Here is a 21,634-nt window from a genome sequence, read left to right as displayed (position 1 = left end):
CACGGTAGAACTGATGCCATGAGCGAGACCGACGCGACGTTCGAGACCATCGACCCCGACGGGCTCGACGCCGCCCAGGCCGCGCGCGAGGTCGACCGGTTGCGCGCCCGCGTCACCGAGCTGCGCCACGACTACTACGAGGGCAACGCCTCGCCCCTGTCGGACGCCGACTACGACGCCCTGGTGCACCGACTCGACGCGATCGAACGGCGGTTCCCGGAACTCCTGACGCCCGACAGCCCGACGCAGACGGTCGGCGGGCAGGCGCAGACGACGCAGTTCGCACCGGTCGAGCACGCCGAGCGCATGCTCTCGCTCGACAACGTCTTCAGCCCCGACGAGCTGACCGAGTGGGCCCTCAAGGTGCAGCGGGACGCCGGTGCCGAGCGGGTGCGGTTCCTGACCGAGCTGAAGATCGACGGCTTGGCCATCAACCTGCGGTACGAGCACGGTCGGCTCGTCTCGGCCGCCACCCGGGGTGACGGCGTGGTCGGCGAGGACGTCACCGGCAACGTCCGCACGATGGGCACGATCCCGGACCGCCTGTCCGGCACCGGTCACCCGCCCCTGGTCGAGGTCCGCGGCGAGATCTTCTTCCCGGTCGCCGAGTTCGACGAGCTCAACGCCAACCAGCGCGAGGCAGGGGAGCGCGTGTTCGCCAACCCGCGCAACGCCGCCGCCGGGTCCCTCCGCCAGAAGGAAGAGGGCAAGTCCGACGCGAAGCGGGCCCTGATGGTCGACCGGCTGCGGCGTCTGCGGATGCTCGTGCACGGCATCGGCGCGTGGCCCGTCCGCGAACTCGAGCAGGGCACCGACGTCCGCAGCCAGTCCGAGGTCTACGAGCTGCTGCAGACCTGGGGCCTCCCGACGAGCAGCCACTACCGGGTGTTCGACACCATCGACGAGGTCAACGGCTTCGTCCGGGCCACGGGGGAGCGCCGTTCGTCGGTCGAGCACCAGATCGACGGCGTCGTCGTGAAGGTCGACGACCTCGCCCTGCACGAGGAACTCGGGTCGACGTCACGGGCGCCGCGGTGGGCGATCGCCTACAAGTACCCGCCGGAAGAAGTGCACACGACGCTCACCGACATCGTGGTCAGCGTCGGCCGCACCGGCCGTGCGACCCCGTTCGCGGTGATGGCCCCGGCCGAGGTCGCCGGGTCCGTCGTCCGCCAGGCCACGCTGCACAACCAGCAGGTCGTCAAGGCGAAGGGCGTGCTGATCGGCGACACGGTCGTGCTGCGGAAGGCCGGCGACGTCATCCCCGAGGTGCTCGGCCCGGTGGTCGAGCTCCGTGACGGCTCCGAGCGCGAGTTCGTGATGCCGACCAACTGCCCCGAGTGCGGCACCGAGCTCGCCCCCGCGAAGGAAGGCGACATCGACCTGCGCTGCCCGAACGCGAAGAGCTGCCCGGCGCAGGTGCGCGGTCGGGTCGAGCACATCGCCTCGCGCGGGTCGCTCGACATCGAGGGGCTCGGTGAGGTCGCGGCCGCGGCGCTCACGCAGCCCCTCCGCCCGGAGACCCCGCCGCTCGTCACCGAGGCCGGCCTGTTCGACCTGACGATGCAGGACATCGTCCCGATCGAGGTCATCGTCCGCGACGCCGAGACCGGCATGGAGAAGGTCGACGACGACGGCACCCCGAAGCGCGTCACGCCGTTCAGCCGGGCGCGCAAGAAGACCGACCCGCCGTTCGACCCCGAGGCACGCGGCGCCGACTACACCGGTGAGCCGAGCCGCTACCCGTCGAAGAACGCGTTCGAGATGCTCGCGAACATCGACGCCGCGAAGACGAAGCCGCTGTGGCGGATCCTGGTCGGCCTGAGCATCCGCCACGTCGGACCTGTCGCCGCCCGGGCCCTGGCGAACCACTTCGGGTCCCTCGACGCGATCCGGTCGGCATCGCGCGAGGACCTCGCCGCCGTCGACGGGGTCGGCGGGATCATCGCCGACGCCCTGCTCGCCTGGTTCGACGTCGACTGGCACCGCGAGATCATCGACCGCTGGACCACGGCCGGCGTGCAGTTCACCACCCCGGGCCACCCCGGCCCGGGCAGCGCCGACGTCGAGGGCGGCGTGCTGAGCGGCGTCACCGTCGTCGCCACCGGGTCGCTCGAGGGCTACACGCGCGAAGGTGCACAGGAGGCGATCATCACCGCCGGTGGCAAGGCGGCCTCGAGCGTGAGCAAGAAGACCGACTTCGTGGCGGCCGGTCCGGGTGCCGGTTCGAAGCTGACGAAGGCCGAGCAGCTGGGCGTCCGGATCATCGACGCCGAGCAGTTCCACCTGCTCGTGACCGAGGGGCCCGCGGCGCTCGCCGAACCGGAAGCGCCCACGACCGAGGACTGAGGACTGAGGACCGACCGGGGCGCGCAGCACGCCCGGTCGCATCCGCTGAGCGCGGCGCGCCGCCGAACGCGCCCAGTTCGGGGGACAAGTTGCATCGCGCATGGATGATCCGCGGACATCTCCATAGACTCGACCGAGCATCACCCGTCGTCTGCAGGGGGACGTCGGGACGGCCTTCCCGGGGGAGACCCGAATGCTGCTCATCGCTGCGGCTCTGCTCACCGCCTCGGTGCACTCGCTCGGAGTGATCGAGGCCCCAGGCATGCCCCCGGCGCACCAGGTCACGGTCGCCAGCACCGCCACGACCCGCATCGTCCCGGTCGACGACGTGCTCTCGTCGGCGTCCGTGTCGGCGTCGGCATCCGTGTCGGCTCCCGTGGCGACGCCGGTGGCGGCAGCGGCGTCGTCGACGACCGCGGTGCGGGTGGACGACCTCGCCGCCGCACACGGACGAGCCTTCGTCGAGGACCTCGGTGCGCTCGGTGCCGCCGACCTGCGGAGCGCGGCCACCGACCGCGGCGTCGTGGCGACGGTGCAGGACGATCCGCCGCCCGCGCAGACCGTCGCGCAGTGGTGGTCGCACCTGCCCGCCGACGAGCAGGACCGACTCCTCGCGCACGCGCCCGCCCTGGTCGGGAACCTCGAGGGCGTGCCGTACGCCGTCCGTGACCAGGCGAACCGTGCGACGCTGACGTCCGGCCTCGCCGACGCCGACCTCGGTGCAGCCCGGGCCGCGATGCTCGGGCAGGTCCGGGACTCCCTGGTGCAGCAAGCCGGCGACCCGCGGCGCTTCCTGGTGGCGCTCGACACCCGGGGGTCCGGGCGTGCGGCGATCAGCATCGGCGACCTCGACACCGCGGCCGACGTCACCGTCGTGGTGCCGGGCATGTTCTTCACGGTCACCGGGCAGATGACCGACTTCACGAACACCGCCAACGACCTGTCCCGCGAGCAGGCCACCCTGGCGCCGCTCGCCGCCACGGGCAACGGGTCGGGAGCCGCCGTCGTCGCGTGGATGGGGTACCGCACGCCGGACCTGTCCAACATCCTGTCGCTCGGGCTCGCCCGGACCGGGGCGGAGCGGCTCGAACGGACCGTCGCGGGACTGCGTGTGATCCGCGCCGGCGACCAACCGCGCGTGAACATCGTCGCGCACTCGTACGGGTCGACCACGGCGATGACGGCCCTGGCGTCCGGCCGGATGACCGCCGACACCCTGACCGTGCTCGGATCGCCGGGCAGCGACGTCCGGACGGCGGACGACCTCGCCGTCGCCACCGGGCAGGTCTTCGTCGGCGGTGCGCACAGCGATCCCATCGCGGGCTCCGGGTACTTCGGGACCGACCCGGGCGGGGCGTCGTTCGGGTCGACCGTGCTCGACCTCGCCGGGGGCGCCGACGCGCTGTCGGCCGGTGACGTGTTCCGGCGACCCGTGGGGCACAACGACTACCTCAAGCCGGGCACGGCATCGCTGCACGACGTCGCCCTGATCGGCATCGGACGCGGCGACCTGGTGCGCGAGCAGGTCCGACGCGGCAAGTCGGGTGGTGACGGCATCGTCGGCGCCTCGCCGGACATGTACCTCGTGCGCCCGCAGGACCTGCAGCCCCGTGACTGACGGGCCGTGACCGACGGGCGGTGGGTGGCCGGCCCTGACCGACCGGGCGGACCCGCCGGTCGTGGCGACGCGGTGGGCGTGACCCGATCGTGACCGGCGGCCGACGTGCCGGCGTCGACCCGGGCCTCCCGGCCGGATCCGCGCGCACGCACGGATCGCGACCCGTCCTCGGAACGGGCTGGGTGGCAACCTGAACGCGACCGCAGCCTGCACTCGTTCCAGGGCAGAACCAGTACAGCCCTGCTGCCTACGGTGCCGTCATGCGTGTGGTGCGATGGCCTGGTGCTCTCCTGATGTTCGTGGTGATGTCCGTGCTCGCCGGCATGCTCGTCGCCGTCGCGGTGACCCCGGCGGTCGCCGTCGCGGGCGAGGGGACCTCCGGAGCGGTCTCGTTCTTCGAGGACCTGCCGACCTACCTCGACGTGCAGACCCCGCAGCAGGTGTCGTCCGTGTACGCGGAGCAGGGCGGGAAGCAAGTCAAGATCGCCTCGTTCTACGCCGAGAACCGCACGAACGTGACGGCGGACCAGATGGCGGACTCGCTCAAGCAGGCGGCGATCGACACCGAGGACCCGCGCTACTACGACGAGGGCGGCATCGACGTGCTCGGGACGCTCCGCGGGGTCGCCGCGACCGTCGTCGGCGGGGACGTGCAGGGCGGCTCGAGCATCACGCAGCAGTACGTCAAGAACGTCCTGGTGCAGCAGTGCGAACAGCTCACCGGCAAGGACCAGGCCGCGACCAAGAAGAAGATCGACGCGTGCTACCTGGACGTCGCCGGCGTCACCCCGCAGCGCAAGCTGCAGGAGATGCGGTACGCCATCGCCGTCAACAAGAAGTACTCCAAGGACGAGATCCTGACCGGGTACCTGAACCTCGTCGGGCTCGGCGGCCGGGTCTACGGTGCCGAGGCGGGGGCCGAGTACTACTTCGGCGTGCACGCCAAGGACCTGTCGCTCGTGCAGTCCGCCACGCTCGTCGCGATCCTCAACAACCCGTCGAACCTGCGCATCGACGTACCGGGCGACAAGGAGAACGGCAAGGCGAACGGGTACGCGCTGACGAAGGAACGCCGCGACTACGTGCTCCGCCGGATGCAGGTGCACGGCTCCATCACGAAGGCCGAGATGACGAAGGCGATCGCGACGCCCGTGACGCCGAAGATCACCGAGACCGCCAACGGGTGCTCGGCGGCCGCGACGAACCACGACGCCGGGTACTTCTGCGACTACGTCCGCGACCAGGTGCTGCAGGACCCGGCGTTCGGCAAGACCGCCGCGGCACGCATCGCCACGCTCGACACCAAGGGCCTGCAGATCCACACCTCGCTCGACCTCGACCTGCAGGGCCAGGCGCAGAACGCCCTGTCGACCTACGTGCCGGCGACCATGGCCGGCGTCGACGTCGGTGGCTCGAACGTCACCGTCGAGCCGGGGACCGGGCGAATCATGTCGATGGTGCAGAACACCACGTACACGCAGGGGGACAACGCCGGCGCCGGTGCCACCGCGGTCAACTACAGCGCCGACTCCGGGTACGGCAACTCCGGCGGGTTCCAGACCGGGTCGACCTACAAGGTGTTCACCCTGGCCGAGTGGCTCGCCAGCGGGCACACCCTGTCCGACTCGGTCACCACCTCGGAGCACCAGTTCGAGAACGCCGAGTTCACCAACACCTGCCAGAACGTCGCGGGCGGCACCTGGAACGTCGCCAACGCCGAGAGCGTGCCGTCGTCGATGTCGGTCGAGGCGGCAACGGTCGAGTCGATCAACACCGCGTACGCCCAGATGGGGAAGCAGCTCGACCTGTGCAAGATCGCCCAGCTCGCGCAGTCGATGGGCATCCACCGCGCCGACGGCGGTGACCTGACGCAGACGCCGTCCTCGATCCTCGGCGTGAACGAGCTGTCGCCGATCGACCTGGCCGAGGCCTACGCGGGCTTCGCCAACGGCGGCATCGTGTGCACGCCCACCGCGATCGACTCGGTGACCGAGGCGGACGGCACGAAGATCACCCCGACGCCGTCGTCCTGCACGCAGGGCGTCTCGGCGGACGTCGCGGGCACGGTCGACTACGCGCTGCAGGGCGTGCTGTCCGGGTCGGGGACGGCCGCGAGCGCGAACCCCGGGGACAGCGTGGCGAAGTTCGCGAAGACCGGCACCACCGACGGTGACGTGCAGAACTGGCTGGTCGCGTCGTCGACGAAGTACACGAACGCCACCTGGGTCGGCAACGTGCAGGGGAGCGTGAGCCTGGCGAACTGGCCGTTCCTGCAGGGCACCACCGGGTACAGCGCGAAGTTCGGGGTCGGGAAGTCGATGATGGCCTACCTCGACCAGACCGTCGGCGGGGGAGCGCTGCCCGCGCCGAGCCAGGCGATGATCGGGCAGGCGAGCAAGTCGTCGTCATCGTCTTCTTCTTCGTCGTCGTCGGGCTCGTCGGGGTCCTCGTCCGGGCAGGGGACGGCGCAGGACGACCAGACGACGCCGACGGCTGCTCCGGCTGCTCCGGCTGCGCCTGCTGCACCCGCTGCTCCGGCTGCGCCAGCGCCCGCCGCGACGGTGGCCCCGGCGGCACCGGCTGCGAGGGGCCATAGCGGGAAGTGACCCTCGACCCCCTGGAGGCCCGGTGCCGGTCCGGCGGACCGGCACCGGGCCTCCGGGGGGTTGTCCACAGCCGCGCCTGCGCGCCCGACGCAGCCAATAGACTGTGGGGCATTCCACGAACCGATCGACGGAGCACCATGCCTGACATCACGAGCGAGCAGGTCGCACACCTGGCGAACCTCGCACGTATCGCACTCACGCCCGACGAGATCGAGAAGCTGACCGGGGAGCTGTCGCACATCGTCGAGAGCGTCGCCAAGGTCGCCGAGGTCGCGACCGACGACGTCCCGGCGACGAGCCACCCCGTGCCGCTCGGCAACGTCACCCGACCCGACGTGGTCGGCACGACGCTGACGCAGGAGCAGGCGCTCTCCGGGGCGCCCGACTCCGACGGCGAACGGTTCCGCGTGACCGCCATCCTCGGCGAAGAACAGTAGGGCGAAGAACAGTGACTGACGACATCACGAAGCTGAGCGCCGCGGCGCTCGCCGACGCCCTCGTGGCGCGCGACCTCTCGAGCGTCGAGGCCACCCAGGCCCACCTCGACCGGATCGCCGCCGTCGACGGCGACGTGCACGCGTTCCTGCACGTCAACCAGAACGCCCTGGCGGTGGCGAAGTCGATCGACTCCCGCCGTGCCGCGGGCGACGACCTCGGGCCGCTCGCCGGTGTGCCGATCGCCGTCAAGGACGTCCTGTGCACGCAGGACATGCCCACGACCGCCGGGTCCAGGATCCTCGAGGGCTGGGTGCCGCCGTACGACGCCACCCCCGTCGCGAAGCTCCGCGCCGCCGGCCTCGTGCCGCTCGGCAAGACCAACATGGACGAGTTCGCGATGGGCTCGACCACCGAGTTCTCGGCCTACGGGCCGACCCGCAACCCGTGGGACCTCGACCGGATCCCCGGCGGGTCCGGCGGTGGTTCGGCTGCTGCGGTCGCCGCGCACGAAGCCCCCTTCGCCCTCGGTTCGGACACGGGTGGCTCCATCCGTCAGCCGGGTGCCGTGACGGGCACGGTCGGTGTGAAGCCGACCTACGGCGGGGTGAGCCGCTACGGCGCCATCGCCCTGGCGTCCAGCCTCGACCAGATCGGCCCGGTGTCCCGCACCGTCCTCGACGCCGCGCTCCTGCACGACGTCATCGGCGGGCACGACCCGAAGGACTCCACGTCCATCCCGGACGCCTGGCCCTCGATGGCCGCCGCCGCACGCGAAGGGCTGCAGGCGGACACGCTCCGCGGCCTGCGCGTCGGCGTGGTGAAGGAACTCGCCGGGGGCGACGGGTTCCAGGCCGGGGTCACCCAGCGCTTCCAGGAGACGGTCGCGCTGCTCGAGTCGGCCGGTGCGGTCGTCGTCGAGATCGACGCCCCGTCGTTCGCGTACGCGATCAGCGCGTACTACCTGATCCTCCCGGCCGAGGCGTCGTCGAACCTCGCCAAGTTCGACTCGGTGCGCTTCGGCCTCCGGGTCACACCCGAGAACGGTGCCACCGTCGAGGATGTCATGGCCGCCACGCGTGAAGCCGGCTTCGGCCCCGAGGTCAAGCGGCGCATCATCCTCGGCACCTACGCCCTGAGCGCCGGCTACTACGACGCCTACTACGGCTCGGCGCAGAAGGTCCGCACGCTCGTGCAGCGGGACTTCCAGGCCGCCTTCGAGCAGGTCGACCTCCTCGTCAGCCCGTCGGCGCCGACGACCGCGTTCCCGATCGGTGAGCGCATCGACGATCCGCTGGCGATGTACCTCAACGACCTCACGACGATCCCGGCGAACCTCGCCGGTGTCCCCGGTATGAGCATCCCGAACGGCCTCGCGCCCGAGGACGGCCTGCCCGTCGGCGTGCAGCTGATGGCGCCCCAGCGTGAGGACGCCCGGCTGTACCGCTACGGTGCCGCCCTCGAGCGTCTGCTCGAACAGCAGTGGGGCGCGCCGCTCATCGCGTCCGTCCCGGACCTCGACCAGAGTCAGCAGTCCGCTGCGCAGGAAGGTGTGATCTGATGGCGCAGAAGGACGCGCTGATGGACTTCGACGAGGCGCTCGAGCGCTACGAGCCGGTGCTCGGCTTCGAGGTCCACGTCGAACTCGCGACGAAGACCAAGATGTTCTCGGACGCCCCGAACTTCTTCGGCGGCGAGCCCAACACGAACGTCACCCCGGTCGACCTCGGGCTGCCCGGGTCGCTGCCGGTCGTGAACGCACAGGCCGTGCGGTACTCGATCCAGCTCGGGCTCGCGCTCGGCTGCTCGATCGCCGAGTCCTCGCGGTTCGCCCGGAAGAACTACTTCTACCCGGACAACCCGAAGAACTACCAGGTCTCGCAGTACGACGAGCCCATCGCCTACGAGGGCGAGGTCGAGGTCGAGCTCGCCGACGGCACGATCTACAACATCCCGATCGAGCGCGCCCACATGGAAGAGGACGCCGGCAAGCTGACGCACGTCGGTGGTGCCACCGGTCGCATCCAGGGTGCCGAGTACTCGCTCGTCGACTACAACCGTGCCGGTGTGCCCCTGGTCGAGATCGTCACGAAGCCGATCTTCGGCGCCGAGCACCGTGCCCCCGAGCTCGGAGCCGCCTACGTGCAGGTCATCCGCGACCTCGTCCGGGCGCTCGGTGTCTCCGAGGCGCGCATGGAGCGCGGCAACCTGCGGTGCGACGCGAACATCTCGCTGCGCCCCCGCGGGCAGGAGAAGCTCGGCACCCGCACCGAGACGAAGAACGTCAACTCGTTCCGCGCCGTCGAGCGTGCGATCCGCTACGAGATCCAGCGCCAGGCCGCGATCCTCGCCGCCGGTGGCACGATCACGCAGGAGACCCGGCACTGGCACGAGGACACCGGCCGCACCTCGGCCGGTCGCCCGAAGTCGGACGCCGACGACTACCGGTACTTCCCGGAGCCCGACCTGCTGCCCGTCGTGCCGGACCCGGCCGTCATCGCGGAGCTCCGTGCCTCGCTGCCCGAGGCCCCCGTCGCACGTCGCCGTCGTCTGAAGGGTGACTGGGGCTTCGCCGACCTGGAGTTCCAGGACGTCGTGAACGGCGGGCTGCTCGACGAGGTCGAGGGCACCGTCGCCGCCGGCGCCGCACCGCAGGCCGCCCGCAAGTGGTGGACCGGTGAGATCAGCCGCGTCGCCAACGCACAGGACGCCGCCCCCGGTGACCTGGTGTCGCCGAAGCACGTCGCCGAGGTCATCGCGCTCGTCGAGTCCGGCGACCTGACCGACCGCCTGGCACGCCAGGTGCTCGAGGGCGTCATCGCGGGCGAGGGCTCGCCGGCGCAGGTCGTCGAGGCCCGTGGGCTCAAGGTCGTCTCGGACGACTCCGCCCTGACAGCCGCGGTCGACGAAGCACTCGCGGCGCAGCCCGACGTGCTGGCGAAGATCCAGGACGGCAAGGTCCAGGCGGCCGGCGCGATCATCGGCGCGGTCATGAAGGCCATGAAGGGCCAGGCCGACGCCGCACGCGTGCGGGAACTCGTGCTGGAGCGCGCGCAGCAGTCCTAAGCGGTCCCACCACTGAGGGCACGGCACTGATCGGTGCCGTGCCCTCCGTGCGTCCCGTCGCCGTGCGCCCCGTTGCCGTGCGCATCCTGGGGACGCGTCAGCGATCCGGTGACAGGATGAGTCGTGTCCGCAACGATCCGCGCCATCGGAACCGCCGTCCCCGAGACGACCCTCGACCAGCCCCGGGTGCGTGACCTGTTCTCCGCCCAACCCGACCTCGGGCGGCTCGGCAAACGGCTCGTCCCCGCCGCCTTCGACGGGTCGGCGGTCGACCAGCGGCACACCGTCCTCGAGGAACTCGACTCCGCGCGTGCCGGTGGGGCCTTCCGTGACGACGACGGCACCCTGCGCTCGCCGTCCACCGGCTCACGCAACGACCGGTACCGCGAACTCGCCCCGCCGCTGTTCGTCGCCGCCGCCCGCGACGCCGTCGAACGTGCCGGCATCGCACCGGAGGCCGTCACGCACCTGGTGACCGTGTCCTGCACCGGGTTCACCCAGCCTGGGCCAGACATCGACGTCGTCGAGCAGCTCGGGCTCCCCGGGGGCGTCTTCCGGCACCACATCGGCTTCATGGGCTGCTGCGCCGCGTTCCCCGCGCTGCGGATCGCCGCGGCGTTCGTCGACCAGGACCCGGACGCCGTCGTGCTCGTGGTCTGCGGCGAACTCTGCACCCTGCACGTCCGCGCCTCGAACGACCCCGACCAGATCGTCGCGAACAGCGTCTTCGGCGACGGTGCGGCCGCTGCGGTCGTTGCCCGCGACGGTGCCGGTCTGCGCTTCGACGACTTCACGACGGCCGTGGTGCCCGAGGGGGCGTCCGAGATGGCGTGGAACATCGGGGACGAGGGCTTCGAGATGGTCCTGTCCACCGCCGTGCCGAAGCTCGTCGGCCTGCACGTCCCGAGCGCCGTGCAACCGCTGCTCGACGGCGGGCCGGCGTCGGACGTGCCGGTGTGGGCGGTGCACCCGGGCGGCCGGGCCATCCTCGACCGCACCCAGGAGTCGCTCGGCCTGCCCGACAGCGCGATGGAGTCGAGCCGGCGGGTGCTGCGGGAACACGGCAACATGTCGAGCGCCACCGTGCTCTTCGTGCTGCGGGACGCCGTCGACGCCGGCCTCGAGGACGGCAGTGCCGTCGTCGCGCTCGCCTTCGGCCCCGGCCTCACCGTCGAGAGCGCGCGGCTCACCGCGGTGCGGACCGAGGCGTCGCCCGCGGCCGAACCCGCGAGGTCGCCCGCGGCGGAACCCGCGAAGTCGCCCGCGGCGGAACCCGCTGTCGCACCCGCCCGCGTGCCCGTCGCGACCACGGGCGCGGCGTGAGCCGTCAGGACGGCGGCACCACGGGCCTCCCGGCCGTCGACCTGCGCACCCGCGCGCTCGACCTGACCGAGCTGATGGACGACCCGGACTGCGACCCGCGCGCCCTCGCGCGCACGTTCCGGCGCTTCGCCGTCGTGAACGCGCTCGTGAGCGGCTGGCGTGCGGCCTGGCGGTCCCACGTCGTGCCGGCCCTGCCCGCCAGCGGCCGCGGCCGGGTGCTCGACCTGGGGTGCGGCGGCGGCGACCTGGCCCGCTCGCTGGTGCGGTGGGCGGCGAGCGACGGTTTCGACCTCGAGGTCGTCGGGGTCGATCCGGACGAACGAGCCATCGCCGCGGCACGGCGGTCGTCCCCGACCGGCGTGACGTTCCGGCAGCAGTCGAGCGGTGACCTGGTCGCGGCGGGTGAGCGGTTCGACGTCGTCGTGTCGAACCACGTGCTGCACCACCTGGGCGACGAGGAGCGTCGGGGGTTCCTCGCCGACTCCGAACTGCTCGCGAGCGGGCGCAGCCTGCACTCCGACATCCGGCGGTCGCCCGCGGCCTACCGGGCGTACGCGCTGGCGTCACCGCTCGTGGCGGCGGGGACCTTCATCCGCGTCGACGGCCTGCGGTCGATCCGCCGGAGCTTCACGGTGCCCGAACTCCGCGACGTGCTGCCCGGCGGGTGGCGGGCCGAGGCGGCTGCGCCGCACCGGGTGCTGGCGATCCGCGACGCCTGAGCGGGCGTCGGAGGTGCGAGCCGCGGGCCGCCGGGCCACGTTTCGGGCTCAGCGACAGATCACGGGCGTGCGAGTGCGTGAACCGTCGCTGAGCGCGAACGACCGGCCGGTGACCCGGAGCGCCGCCGCGGGCGCAGCAGCACCTTGATGGCCCTGCGCTCGTCCATCGCGCGGTAGGCCTCACTGCTCGCGAGCGGGCGCAGCCTGCACTCCGACACCCGGCGGTCGCCCGCGGCCTACCGGGCGTACGCGCTGGCGTCACCGCTCGTGGCGGCGGGGACGTTCATCCGCGTCGACGGCCTGCGGTCGATCCGTCGAAGCTTCACCGTGCCCGAACTCCGCGACGTGCTGCCCGGTGAGTGGCGGGCCGAGGCGGCTGCGCCGCACCGGGCTCGAGCGGCGCGCGGGTGAATATGCCGACCGGGTTCGTGAAGTCGACTATCCATGCGTGGGGCTTGGCGTGCTTCCGTATGAGTTCGACGTACTCGAGCACGACGGGCACGGTCGGGAGCACCTCGGCGAACCCACCAGGGCCGGTGGGCTGCTGCCCGGCGTTTGCCAATATGAAACACGCGTTCCGCGGCACGAAAGGCGTGCACGGGCACTGATACGTTAACGCTGATGTTTCAACGGACCAGCGTGGCCGACCGTCTCATTTCTCGTATGCGTAGTGCCGGGGTGGGTGAGGTCTTCGGCGTTCCTGGAGACTTGCTGACGCGGGTTTCGGGGCCGGTGTTCCGATGGGGTCGACGTCCCTCGCCGTTCGAGGTCGTCAATGGAGTGGCGATCCGGCCTGGTGCTTCAGCTCACGTCCAGATCGGCGCGGCGCGGGACATGCTCAGAGCTGCGCCAAGCGGATCGCTGATCGTCGGTGCGCTGCCGTTCGACCTCTCATCGCCGGGAAGATTGTGGATCGGCAGACCTCGCTCGATGTCGCTTCCCAACTTCCGATCTCTTCGGCATCGGACCGAACCATCGAGGACGGACGACTCCGAGCATCGATCTGCCTTCACGTCTTCGGTCCGAAGCGTCCTGCGTGGTATCTCTGACGGCACCCTTCAGAAGGTCGTCCTCGCCCGGACGGACGTGATCACGCGACCGGAGGACTTCGACGAGGCCGAAGTGTTCGCGCGGCTGAGTTCCGACCGGTCCTCCGTGGCGTTTCAGGTTCACGGTTCCGAGTCGCAAGGCGACTTCCTCGGGGCGAGTCCAGAAGTCCTCGTGCGGGTCAACGGTGCACGTCTGGTGTCGACACCGTTCGCCGGCTCGGTGCCGAGGGGCGGAGTGTCGCGCACTCGTGCTCGAAACGAACTCATCCGATCCGCGAAGGTCGGCACGGAACACGGCCTGGTGATCGACGACATCGTTGGTCGGCTTCGCGGAGTGGCGATGGCCGATGTCGATGTGGTTGGCCCAGAACTGCGGTCTACAGAACGCGTCTGGCATCTCGCATCCGCCATCACGACGACTGTCGATCGGGCGCACATCGACTCGCTTGCTGCGGTGGAGCTGTTGCATCCGACGCCTGCAGTCTGTGGCGTGCCGCGAACGGCTGCTCTTCGGGTCATCAGTGAGAGCGAGCCGTTCGAACGAGGACTGTTCGGCGGAGTGGTGGGCTGGCAGTCGCGCGATGGCGATGGCGATGGCGAGTGGCGGGTGTCGATCCGTTGCGGACTCGTCTCCGGGCCGTCCGCCCGCCTTTTCGCGGGCGCTGGCATCGTCCGGGGTTCCGACGCTGATGCCGAATATGACGAGACAACGGCGAAGATGCGGACGATGAACGATGCACTGGCTGCTGCCGGAAAAACGGGCGCAATGGCTCCGTTGATGCAAACAGACGAAACACGGACACAAGAAGGCGATGCCAGATGGACAACGTGAGCGCGGAGGATGTTCGGAACGACTGTGACATTGTGCGCCGACCCGTGCCGTTGATGCCGGCGATGGATGCGTATCGAGGGCTCCGGGCGACGTACGGACCGGATCGTGCGTTCCTACTCGAGTCGCAGGGCGGGCCGCAGGAAGACAACCGGGTCTCGATGTGTGGCCTTGCGGGGCGGACGTCGCTCATCATCCGGAACGGTTCCGTGGTGATCGACGGCGAACGAGAGACAGTTCGAGTCATCGCTGGGGTCCTCGTCGAAGCGGGAGCGATCATCCCCGACGGAAGCGCGTACCGCTTGGCGGCTGACGATTCGCTCTGGGCGATTCCACGGATCTTGGATGCGGCCATGCGGACGTCCGACGATCGCGACGATCTCGCGTTGTCCTTCCTGGTCTTCTTCGGGTACGACGCAGTGCACTACATCGAGCGGCTCCCACGTTTGATTCCCGATCAAGATGATGCCCCGCCTGACGCTGTCATCAGTTTCGTCGACGCCATCGTGACCTTCGAGGAGCACCGCGGTGAACTTGCCGTCGTTCGCTCCTCCGTTTGGGGTGGCGAAGACCCAGACCGCGTCGAGGGCTCGTTGACCGCGTGGTCGGAGGAGAACACTTCGCCGGAGGCCGTCAGCGGAATGCCGACGGTGCCCCGTCCGAGCCGGATCCGCGACGACGTGACGCGCGAGGAGTACCTGAGACGCGGCGAGGTCTGTCTCGAACACATCCGCCAAGGAGACGCCTACCAGGTGCAACTCGGACACTCCGTGACCATCGAGACAGAGGCCGATCCCTTGGCAGTCTACGAACGTCTCCGACGGCGAAACCCGTCGCCCTACATGGCCTTGTTCACCGTCGCGGGCCACGTCGTGGTCTGTGCGAGTCCGGAATTGTTCGTCCGGCTGGAGAAGGGCTCTGCGACGATGCGACCGATCGCTGGCACCATTGCGCGAGGTGCTGACGATGCAGCGCAGCGGGCCCAGCTCGTTGACGACCCGAAAGAGCGAGCCGAACACCTCATGCTCGTCGATCTCTGTCGGAACGATCTCGGACGTGTCGCAAGGCCCGGGACGCTCGACGTCGAGGTCATGATGGCTGTCGAGACGTACTCGCACGTACTGCACCTCGTGTCCCAGGTCGTCTGCGAGCTGGAGGCCGGGCACGACGTGTGGGACATCATCCGTGCGGGCTTCCCAGCCGGCACGATGTCCGGAGCCCCGAAGGTGCGCGCTATGGAGATCATCGAGTCCTTGGAATCGACTCGACGCGGTCTCTATGCGGGCGCCTTCGGATTGGTCGGCCTCGGGAGCAGGCCAGCTGTCCTCGGTCTCGCCATCCGCATGGCCGTCGTTCGCTGCGGGACGTACGTGCTCCGCGCCTCCGCGGGTTTCGTCGCGGACTCAACGGGAGACAGCGAATGGGAGGAGACCCTCCAGAAGATGGCTGCTCCCTACTGGGCGGTCTGCGGGGAGGAGATCCGATGAGTGTCGTCCTCATCGACGCGTTCGACAGTTTCGTGTACATCATCGAGCAGTACCTCGCCGATGTGGACGACGAGCGGACTGTGCTCCGGGCGGCTCCAGACGCGATCCAGACTGTCGAGTTGCTGCGACCAGACTTCATCGTCCTCGGTCCGGGCCCAGGCCACCCGGACGTGTCCGGCCACGTCGAGCTCGTCCGCCACTTTGCCGGAAGGATCCCCATCTTGGGTGTTTGTCTCGGCCATCAGGCGATCGGGGCAGCGTTCGGCGCCGCTGTCGTCCGTGCCGACCGCATCCGCCACGGGAAGACCAGCACCATCAAGCACGATGGTCGAGGGCTGTACGGGCTGGGTTCGCAGGGTCCGCGCAAAGTCACGCGGTACCACTCACTGGTCATCGACGAGTCCACATTGCCCGCCGATCTCGTCGTCACGGCACGTTCGGAAGACGACGGTCTTGTGATGGGGGTTCGCCATCGGACACTTCCCGTCGAAGGCGTCCAGTTTCATCCGGAGAGCATCGGCACGGTCGACGGGGCGGCCTACTTCCGCGGGTTCCACCAGGCGTACGTGGCGTGAGCGACCGGCGCCTACGGGCGCAGCAGCACCTTGATGGCCCGGCGCTCGTCCATCGCGCGGTAGGCCTCGGCGGCCTCGTCGAGCGGCAGCTCGAGGTCGAAGACGCGACCGGGGTCGATCGCGCCGGACAGCACGTCGTGGAGCAGCTCGGGAATGTACTTCCGGGCAGGGGCCATGCCGCCCGCGATGGCGATGTTCGTGTCGAACAGGTAGCGCGTGCCGATGGTCGGCACCCCGTGCGGGACCCCGACGAAGCCGACGTTGCCGCCGGGCCGGACGGAGTGCAGCGCCTGGTCCATGCTCTCCTCGGTGCCGACGGCCTCGACCGCGCAGTCGGCCAAGTCGCCGCCGAGCAGCGCGCGGACCGCCGCGACGCCCTCGTCGCCGCGCTCCGCCACGATGTCGGTGGCACCGAACTCGCGGGCGAGCGCCTGACGGTCGGCGTGCCGGCTCATCGCGATGATGCGGTCCGCACCGAGCCGCTTCGAGGCGAGCACGGCGGACAGGCCGACCGCGCCGTCGCCGACCACGACGACGGTCTTGCCGGGGCCGACCGCTGCCGACACGGCGGCGTGGTGCCCCGTCGAGAAGACGTCGGACAGGGTGAGCAGCGACGGCACCAGGGCTGGATCGATCGGGCCGGGGACGACGACGAGCGTGGCGTCGGCGTCCGGGATCCGCACGAAGTCGGCCTGTGCGCCACCGACGGGGTCGCCGTACGCGTCCGTGCTGCCGAAGCCGGACAGGTGGTCGCAGCCGGTGGTCATGCCGTTGCGGCAGGCCTGGCAGGTGCCGTCGTTCATGGTGAAGGGGGAGATGACGAAGTCGCCCTCGTGCAGGCCGGTGACGTCGTCACCGACCGCGACGACCTCGCCGACGAGCTCGTGCCCGATGGGCCGGGGCTGCTTCGTCTCGGTGACGCCGCGGTAGGGCCAGAGGTCCGATCCGCAGACACAGGCCGCGAGGACCTTGACGACGACGTCCTTGCCGGACAGGAGCCCGGGGCGGTCGCGCTCCTCGACGCGGATGTCGTTCGGGGCGTGGATGATCGCTGCGCGCACGGGCGGGCCTTCCGTCGAGATGATGGGGAACCGGCGCGGTCGACGTCGTCCGGGCCGTCGTCGACAGTACCCTCGTGCGGGTGGACGACGACCGGTACGGCGGCGATGTGCTCTCGGGGGACTGGCGCTCGCGCGGGGTGAAGAAGGTGCGGCAGGTGCCGCTCGAACGGGACATGGTGCTCGAGGACCCGGACTCCGGGTGGGCCGGTGCCGTGGTGGGACTCGAGGCGGGCAACATCGCGCTCGAGGACTGGAAGGGCCGCACGCGCTCCTTCCCCTTCACCGGGCAGTTCCTGCTCGAGGGTGAGCTGGTGACACTGGGGCGGCCGTCGGCGCCGGTCGGGCGGTCGGCCGGGGGTGCTGTTGGGGCTGGTTCCGCTGGCCGTGCGGGTGCCGCGGGTTCCGTCGGTTCCGTCCATGCGGACTGGAGGCCCGGGGGCGCGCCCGCCGTGCGGCAGGCGTCCAGCGGTGGTCGTCTCCGCACCGCGTCCGGATCGTTCGCCGTGGAGTCGCAGCGAGCTCGGGTGGCGCTCCCCAGCCGCATCATGGTCGAGGGCAAGCACGACGCGGAACTCGTCGAGAAGGTCTGGGGTGCCGACCTGCGCGTCGAGGGCGTCGTGGTCGAGGAGCTCTCCGGCGTCGACAACCTGGCCGCCGTGCTCGACGAGTTCCAGCCGACGCGGGAGCGCCGGGTCGGGGTCCTGGTCGACCACCTGGTGCCCGGGTCGAAGGAGTCCCGCTTCGCCGACGCCGTGATGCGTGGCAGGTGGGGCGCGCACGTGCTCGTCGTCGGGCACCCGTTCGTCGACGTCTGGCAGTCGGTCAAGCCGGCGCGGGTCGGGCTGCGGGCGTGGCCGACGATCCCGCGCTCGATCGAGTGGAAAGCGGGCATCTGCCAGGCACTCGGCTGGCCGCACGCCGAGCAGGCCGACATCGCCCGGGCATGGCAGCGGATCCTCGGGCAGGTGCGCACCTTCGCCGACCTCGAGCCGGAGCTGCTCGGCCGTGTCGAGGAGCTGATCGACTTCGTGACGGAACCACAGGCCTGAGAACCGGCGGATTGCCCGACCGGCGCGGTGTGCCGGGGGTGATCCGCGCCTCCAGGCCTACTGTTGAGGGATGGACGGCATCGACGGTCGCGTGCGGGGCGCGGTCGACCTGTGGCTGCGCTGGCTGCCGCGCTGGCAGATCGGTACCGCCCGCCCGCGCACGCGCATCTGCCGGAAGTGCACCGGGTCCCCGATCGCCGCGGCCGCGGGGTTCGGACCCGACGTGCCGCACGCCGTCCAGCACGCGCTGATCGGCCGGATCTCGACCATCGTCGAGGACGCCGTCGACGACTACACGGCGAAGAACCTGCCGCTGCTGCAGCGCGAACTCGAGCGGGCGGCGGCGCGGAAGCGGCATGCCGGGTACCAGCCGGCCGAGGGGTTGTCGCCGGAGTTCCAGGGCCTCGACGTGGACCCCGAGCCGTCGCCGGGGTCGCCGTTCCTGTTCACCCTCGGCGAGCTGGCCGGCACCGGTGCGGGGGAGCAGACGCCGCGCGAGCCGTTGTCCGACGAGGCCAAGGCTGCGCTCCGGCACGAGATCGCGCTGTCCGACGAGTGTGCGCGGTCGACCGGCACCGCGGTGTGCCTGGCGCTCATCGACCACCGGCCGCGGATCGCCGAGGCCGTCGAACGCCTGGTGGAGCCGCAGATCGAGGCGCTGGTGTCGGACATGTTCCGCGGGTTCGACGGGCCGGAGGACGGGCCGCGCAGCGGGTTGTTCTAGGCGCGGGTGCGGGTGCGTTCGGTGCGAGGTTCCGTACTCGGTGCGAGCGTCGTCCGTCCGCACCGAGCACGGAACCTCGCACCGTTCGCACGGCCCCTCGCACCGTGCGAGGTCAGCGGGCCAGCGGGCCGGCGTCAGCGGGGGAGCAGGGTGCGGCCGGGGATCACGGTGCCGCGCAGTGAGCGGTGCTCGACCGGGCGCGTGGGGTCGTCGATGCGGCCGATGACGAGGTCGATGGCCTCGCGGCCGATGCGTTCGATCGGTTGCTGGAGCGTCGTGAAGCCGATCCAGTCGCTCGCCAGCGGGTAGACGCCGTCGAACCCGGTGACGGAGAGGTCGCGCGGGACCTCGACACCGCGGCGGGCGAGCGCCTCGCACACGTCGAGCATCAGCCGGTCGGTCGGACACATCACGGCGGTCACGCCCGATTCCTGCACGGCGTCCACCAGGTCGGCAGCCAGGTCGTCCGGCGGCCGCACGAAGCTCGCGTCGATGTCGATCACCCGGACGCCACGTGCTCGGAGTCGCTCGAGCATCGCCGACGACCGCGCGTGCTGCGTGATCGCGTTGTCGAGCGGGACGGTGAACACCACGGCCGTGGTGTGGCCGGCATCGGCGACGGCGTCCGCGATGGAAGCCCCGCCGTCGGCCTCGTCGCAGTAGACGCTCGAGAGCGCCGGGTGCAGCTCCGGCCGACCCGCGACGACGGTGGCGATGCGGGGCGCGAACTCGGCGATGTCGGCGGACGGCATCAGCCCGCTGCACACGACCAGGCCGTCGACGCGCATCGACACGAGTGCGGCGAGGGCGGACTTCTCGTCCTCGACCCGACCGACGCCCGTCGTGGTGACGACCCGGTACCCGAGTTCCGATGCGCGGCGCTCCATCACGGCGTGCAGTGCGGTGTAGACCATCGACGAGGCGTCTCGGACGAGCATCCCGATCGTGTTCGTCCGCCCGCTGACCAGCCCGCGAGCCATCGCGTTCGCGACGTACCCGAGCTCGGCTGCCGCTCGTTCGACGCGCTCGCGGGTCTCGTCCGAGAACCGTCCGGTCCCGGAGAGCACGCGGCTCACCGCCGACTTCGAGACCCCCGCACGTGCGGCGACGTCGAGGATGGTCGGCTGGGAACCGCGGCTGCCGTTCACGCGTCGGACGCTGCGGTGTCCCGTCGCGACCGCGACGCGGTGAACCGGAGCACACCGCGGGCGATCGCGCGCCAGCCGAGCAGGAACACCCCGAGCACGATGGTCGCGACGATGACGAACGAGATCGGCAGCGGGTTGCCGTCGACGTCACCCTGGCCCGTGGCGACGCGGATGGCCAGGCCGACGAAGACCGTGAGGACCCAGACCACGACACCGGTCGGCCAGAAACGCAGCGGTCGAGCCCAGGCACCGCTGGTCACGTACCCGATCGCCCAACCGGCCAGGAACGGGTACGCGGTGGTCCAGAGCGCCAGTGCCGTGTTGGCCTCACCGTGCGACGAGCGCCCGATGAGTGCGAAGACGACGATGAGGACGACGTCGATGACGGCTGCGAGCCAACCCCAGGTGCGTGCGTTCACCCGCTCATTCTCGCAGCTGCTGATTCATCCGCTTGCGACTGTGGACGGATGCGGCTGTCCACAGTCTGATCCGGCTGCACTCGCACCGTGCGAGGTGTCCGCCAGCATCCGGTGCATGGCTGCTCATCCCCGTTTCCCCGCCGTCCCCGACTGCACGGTCCTCGTCGCGCACGAGTCACGGCCGGATGAGGCCGCGGCGATCCGGGTCCGGGCCCGCGCCGGGGAACTGGTCCGCATCGCGCACGGCCGGTACGCGGACGCCGAGCGGTGGAAGGGCCTCCGCCCCGAGCAGCGGCACCACGTGCTCGTGCGATCACTCGTCGACCGGATCAGACCCCGCTTCGTCGTGTCGCACCTGTCGGCGGCGGCGGTCATCGGTGTGCCGCACGTGGGTCGGTGGCCGGAACGAGTCCACCTGACCAGCCCCGGGCGCGATGCGCGGACGACCAACGCGACGTTCGTCGTGCACGCCGACTTCGACTCGTCAATGGCGGGCACGTGGCGGTTCCGCGCGGACGACCTGACCCTGACGGGGTTCGACCGGACGGCCGTGGACCTCGCCATGACCTTGCCGACGACGGAAGCGGTGGTGGCCCTCGACCGGCTCCTCGCCCTCGGCGCGGACCGCGACGCCGTTCTGGACGGGGTCGCGCGGCGGGGACGGAAGGGCCGGCGCCGTGCCCTGCGGTCCGTCGGTTTCGCGGACCCAGCCGCTGACTCGGTGGGGGAGTCGCTGGTCCGGGTCCGCCTGGACGAGTACGGCGCTCCCACCCCGGTGCTGCAACGACGCTTCACCACCCCGGGCGAGTCGGACATCGTCGTGGACTTCTGGCTCCCGGACCAGGGCGTGGTGATCGAGTTCGACGGTGAGGTGAAGTACCGCGATCCAGGGCTCCGCGGAGGGCGGTCGGCGGAGGACGTCGTCATCGCGGAGAAGTACCGCGAGGACCGCTTGCGCTCCTTCCCGGAGGTACGCGGTGTGATCCGGTACGGCTGGAAGGACGTGTGGGACGAGTCCGCGTTCCGCGCCAAGCTCCGGAATGCCCGGGTACCGATGTCGCGGTGACCTCGCACGGTGCGAGGGGCGGCGCGAACGGTGCGAGGTTCCGTACTCGGTGCAGGGCTCAAGGGCGGGCACGGAGTACGGAACCTCGCACCAGACGCGCACAGCACCGCG

The 21,634-nt window shown here is 70.7% G+C and carries 18 protein-coding genes; 14 read left to right on the top strand and 4 right to left on the bottom strand.

From position 1 onward, the window contains the following. Positions 1 to 18: 18 nt before the first annotated feature. The 8 genes from ligA (at position 19) to DEJ21_RS04105 (ending at position 12,116) form a co-directional block, all read left to right on the top strand. The gene (gene ligA / locus DEJ21_RS04140; RefSeq protein WP_111223804.1) at positions 19 to 2,349 is read left to right on the top strand and encodes an NAD-dependent DNA ligase LigA; all 2,331 of its coding nucleotides are present in this window, start codon (positions 19 to 21) and stop codon (positions 2,347 to 2,349) included. Positions 2,350 to 2,542: 193 nt separating this feature from the next. Further along, a complete protein-coding gene (locus DEJ21_RS04135) occupies positions 2,543 to 3,967 on the top strand; it encodes an alpha/beta hydrolase (protein WP_111223803.1) in 1,425 nt (474 codons plus the stop codon). Between the two features lie 260 nt (positions 3,968 to 4,227). Then, entirely contained in the window at positions 4,228 to 6,573 is a 2,346-nt protein-coding gene (locus DEJ21_RS04130; RefSeq protein WP_111223802.1) for a transglycosylase domain-containing protein, read from the top strand. A gap of 137 nt (positions 6,574 to 6,710) precedes the next feature. Next, complete coding sequence (gatC, locus tag DEJ21_RS04125) at positions 6,711 to 7,010, top strand: Asp-tRNA(Asn)/Glu-tRNA(Gln) amidotransferase subunit GatC (RefSeq protein ID WP_017887005.1); 300 nt, start codon at positions 6,711 to 6,713, stop codon at positions 7,008 to 7,010. Positions 7,011 to 7,021: 11 nt separating this feature from the next. After that, positions 7,022 to 8,569, top strand: coding sequence for an Asp-tRNA(Asn)/Glu-tRNA(Gln) amidotransferase subunit GatA (gatA, locus tag DEJ21_RS04120; protein WP_111223801.1), 1,548 nt, complete (start codon positions 7,022 to 7,024; stop codon positions 8,567 to 8,569). Beyond that, positions 8,569 to 10,074: an Asp-tRNA(Asn)/Glu-tRNA(Gln) amidotransferase subunit GatB gene (gene gatB, locus DEJ21_RS04115; RefSeq protein WP_035807593.1), complete on the top strand. Its 1,506-nt coding sequence runs from the start codon at positions 8,569 to 8,571 to the stop codon at positions 10,072 to 10,074. The genes gatA and gatB overlap by 1 nt, the downstream gene beginning before the upstream one ends. Before the next feature lie 123 nt (positions 10,075 to 10,197). Beyond that, positions 10,198 to 11,397, top strand: coding sequence for a type III polyketide synthase (locus DEJ21_RS04110; RefSeq protein WP_111223800.1), 1,200 nt, complete (start codon positions 10,198 to 10,200; stop codon positions 11,395 to 11,397). Beyond that, positions 11,394 to 12,116 carry a methyltransferase domain-containing protein gene (locus DEJ21_RS04105; protein ID WP_111038782.1) on the top strand — a complete coding sequence of 241 codons (723 nt, stop codon included), beginning with the start codon at positions 11,394 to 11,396 and terminating at the stop codon, positions 12,114 to 12,116. Before DEJ21_RS04110 ends, DEJ21_RS04105 begins: the two co-directional genes overlap by 4 nt. A gap of 322 nt (positions 12,117 to 12,438) precedes the next feature. Here the strand turns inward: DEJ21_RS04105 and DEJ21_RS18705 are convergent, their stop codons facing one another. After that, complete coding sequence (locus DEJ21_RS18705) at positions 12,439 to 12,609, bottom strand: hypothetical protein (protein WP_375342394.1); 171 nt, start codon at positions 12,607 to 12,609, stop codon at positions 12,439 to 12,441. 146 nt (positions 12,610 to 12,755) lie between these two features. Between DEJ21_RS18705 and DEJ21_RS04090 the strand changes: the two genes are divergently transcribed. Genes DEJ21_RS04090 through DEJ21_RS04080 form a run of 3 tightly spaced genes read left to right on the top strand, consistent with a single transcriptional unit; the run spans position 12,756 to position 16,056 of the window. Continuing rightward, positions 12,756 to 13,997: an isochorismate synthase MenF gene (locus DEJ21_RS04090; RefSeq protein ID WP_181435776.1), complete on the top strand. Its 1,242-nt coding sequence runs from the start codon at positions 12,756 to 12,758 to the stop codon at positions 13,995 to 13,997. Beyond that, positions 13,985 to 15,481 (top strand): anthranilate synthase component I family protein, encoded by a 1,497-nt coding sequence (locus DEJ21_RS04085; protein WP_111223797.1) that lies wholly within the window; start codon positions 13,985 to 13,987, stop codon positions 15,479 to 15,481. The genes DEJ21_RS04090 and DEJ21_RS04085 overlap by 13 nt, the downstream gene beginning before the upstream one ends. Further along, positions 15,478 to 16,056: an aminodeoxychorismate/anthranilate synthase component II gene (locus DEJ21_RS04080; RefSeq protein ID WP_111223796.1), complete on the top strand. Its 579-nt coding sequence runs from the start codon at positions 15,478 to 15,480 to the stop codon at positions 16,054 to 16,056. Before DEJ21_RS04085 ends, DEJ21_RS04080 begins: the two co-directional genes overlap by 4 nt. 11 nt (positions 16,057 to 16,067) lie before the next feature. On the opposite strand, the gene DEJ21_RS04075 is transcribed toward DEJ21_RS04080, so the two are convergent. Next, the gene (locus tag DEJ21_RS04075; protein ID WP_111223795.1) at positions 16,068 to 17,117 is read right to left on the bottom strand and encodes a zinc-dependent alcohol dehydrogenase family protein; all 1,050 of its coding nucleotides are present in this window, start codon (positions 17,115 to 17,117) and stop codon (positions 16,068 to 16,070) included. Positions 17,118 to 17,197: 80 nt separating this feature from the next. Between DEJ21_RS04075 and DEJ21_RS04070 the strand changes: the two genes are divergently transcribed. Together DEJ21_RS04070 and DEJ21_RS04065 are read left to right on the top strand one after the other, a co-directional pair. Beyond that, on the top strand, positions 17,198 to 18,166 hold the full coding sequence (locus tag DEJ21_RS04070; RefSeq protein WP_111223794.1) for a DUF3097 domain-containing protein: 969 nt from the start codon (positions 17,198 to 17,200) through the stop codon (positions 18,164 to 18,166). Positions 18,167 to 18,236: 70 nt separating this feature from the next. Further along, complete coding sequence (locus DEJ21_RS04065) at positions 18,237 to 18,890, top strand: hypothetical protein (protein ID WP_017886998.1); 654 nt, start codon at positions 18,237 to 18,239, stop codon at positions 18,888 to 18,890. A gap of 134 nt (positions 18,891 to 19,024) precedes the next feature. On the opposite strand, the gene DEJ21_RS04060 is transcribed toward DEJ21_RS04065, so the two are convergent. Both DEJ21_RS04060 and DEJ21_RS04055 read right to left on the bottom strand, forming a co-directional pair. Next, positions 19,025 to 20,038, bottom strand: a complete 1,014-nt coding sequence (locus DEJ21_RS04060; RefSeq protein ID WP_111223793.1) for a LacI family DNA-binding transcriptional regulator — start codon at positions 20,036 to 20,038, stop codon at positions 19,025 to 19,027. After that, on the bottom strand, positions 20,035 to 20,457 hold the full coding sequence (locus DEJ21_RS04055) for a DUF3054 domain-containing protein (RefSeq protein WP_258374872.1): 423 nt from the start codon (positions 20,455 to 20,457) through the stop codon (positions 20,035 to 20,037). Before DEJ21_RS04055 ends, DEJ21_RS04060 begins: the two co-directional genes overlap by 4 nt. A 115-nt stretch (positions 20,458 to 20,572) precedes the next feature. Between DEJ21_RS04055 and DEJ21_RS04050 the strand changes: the two genes are divergently transcribed. Then, entirely contained in the window at positions 20,573 to 21,523 is a 951-nt protein-coding gene (locus DEJ21_RS04050; protein WP_111223791.1) for a hypothetical protein, read from the top strand. The last annotated feature ends 111 nt before the right edge of the window (positions 21,524 to 21,634 follow it).

Origin of the sequence: Curtobacterium sp. MCSS17_006, assembly GCF_003234215.1 — a bacterium.
Lineage (GTDB): Bacteria > Actinomycetota > Actinomycetes > Actinomycetales > Microbacteriaceae > Curtobacterium > Curtobacterium flaccumfaciens.
The sequence above is the reverse complement of the archived record's forward strand: the minus strand, read 5'-3'. Positions and strand labels throughout refer to the sequence as shown.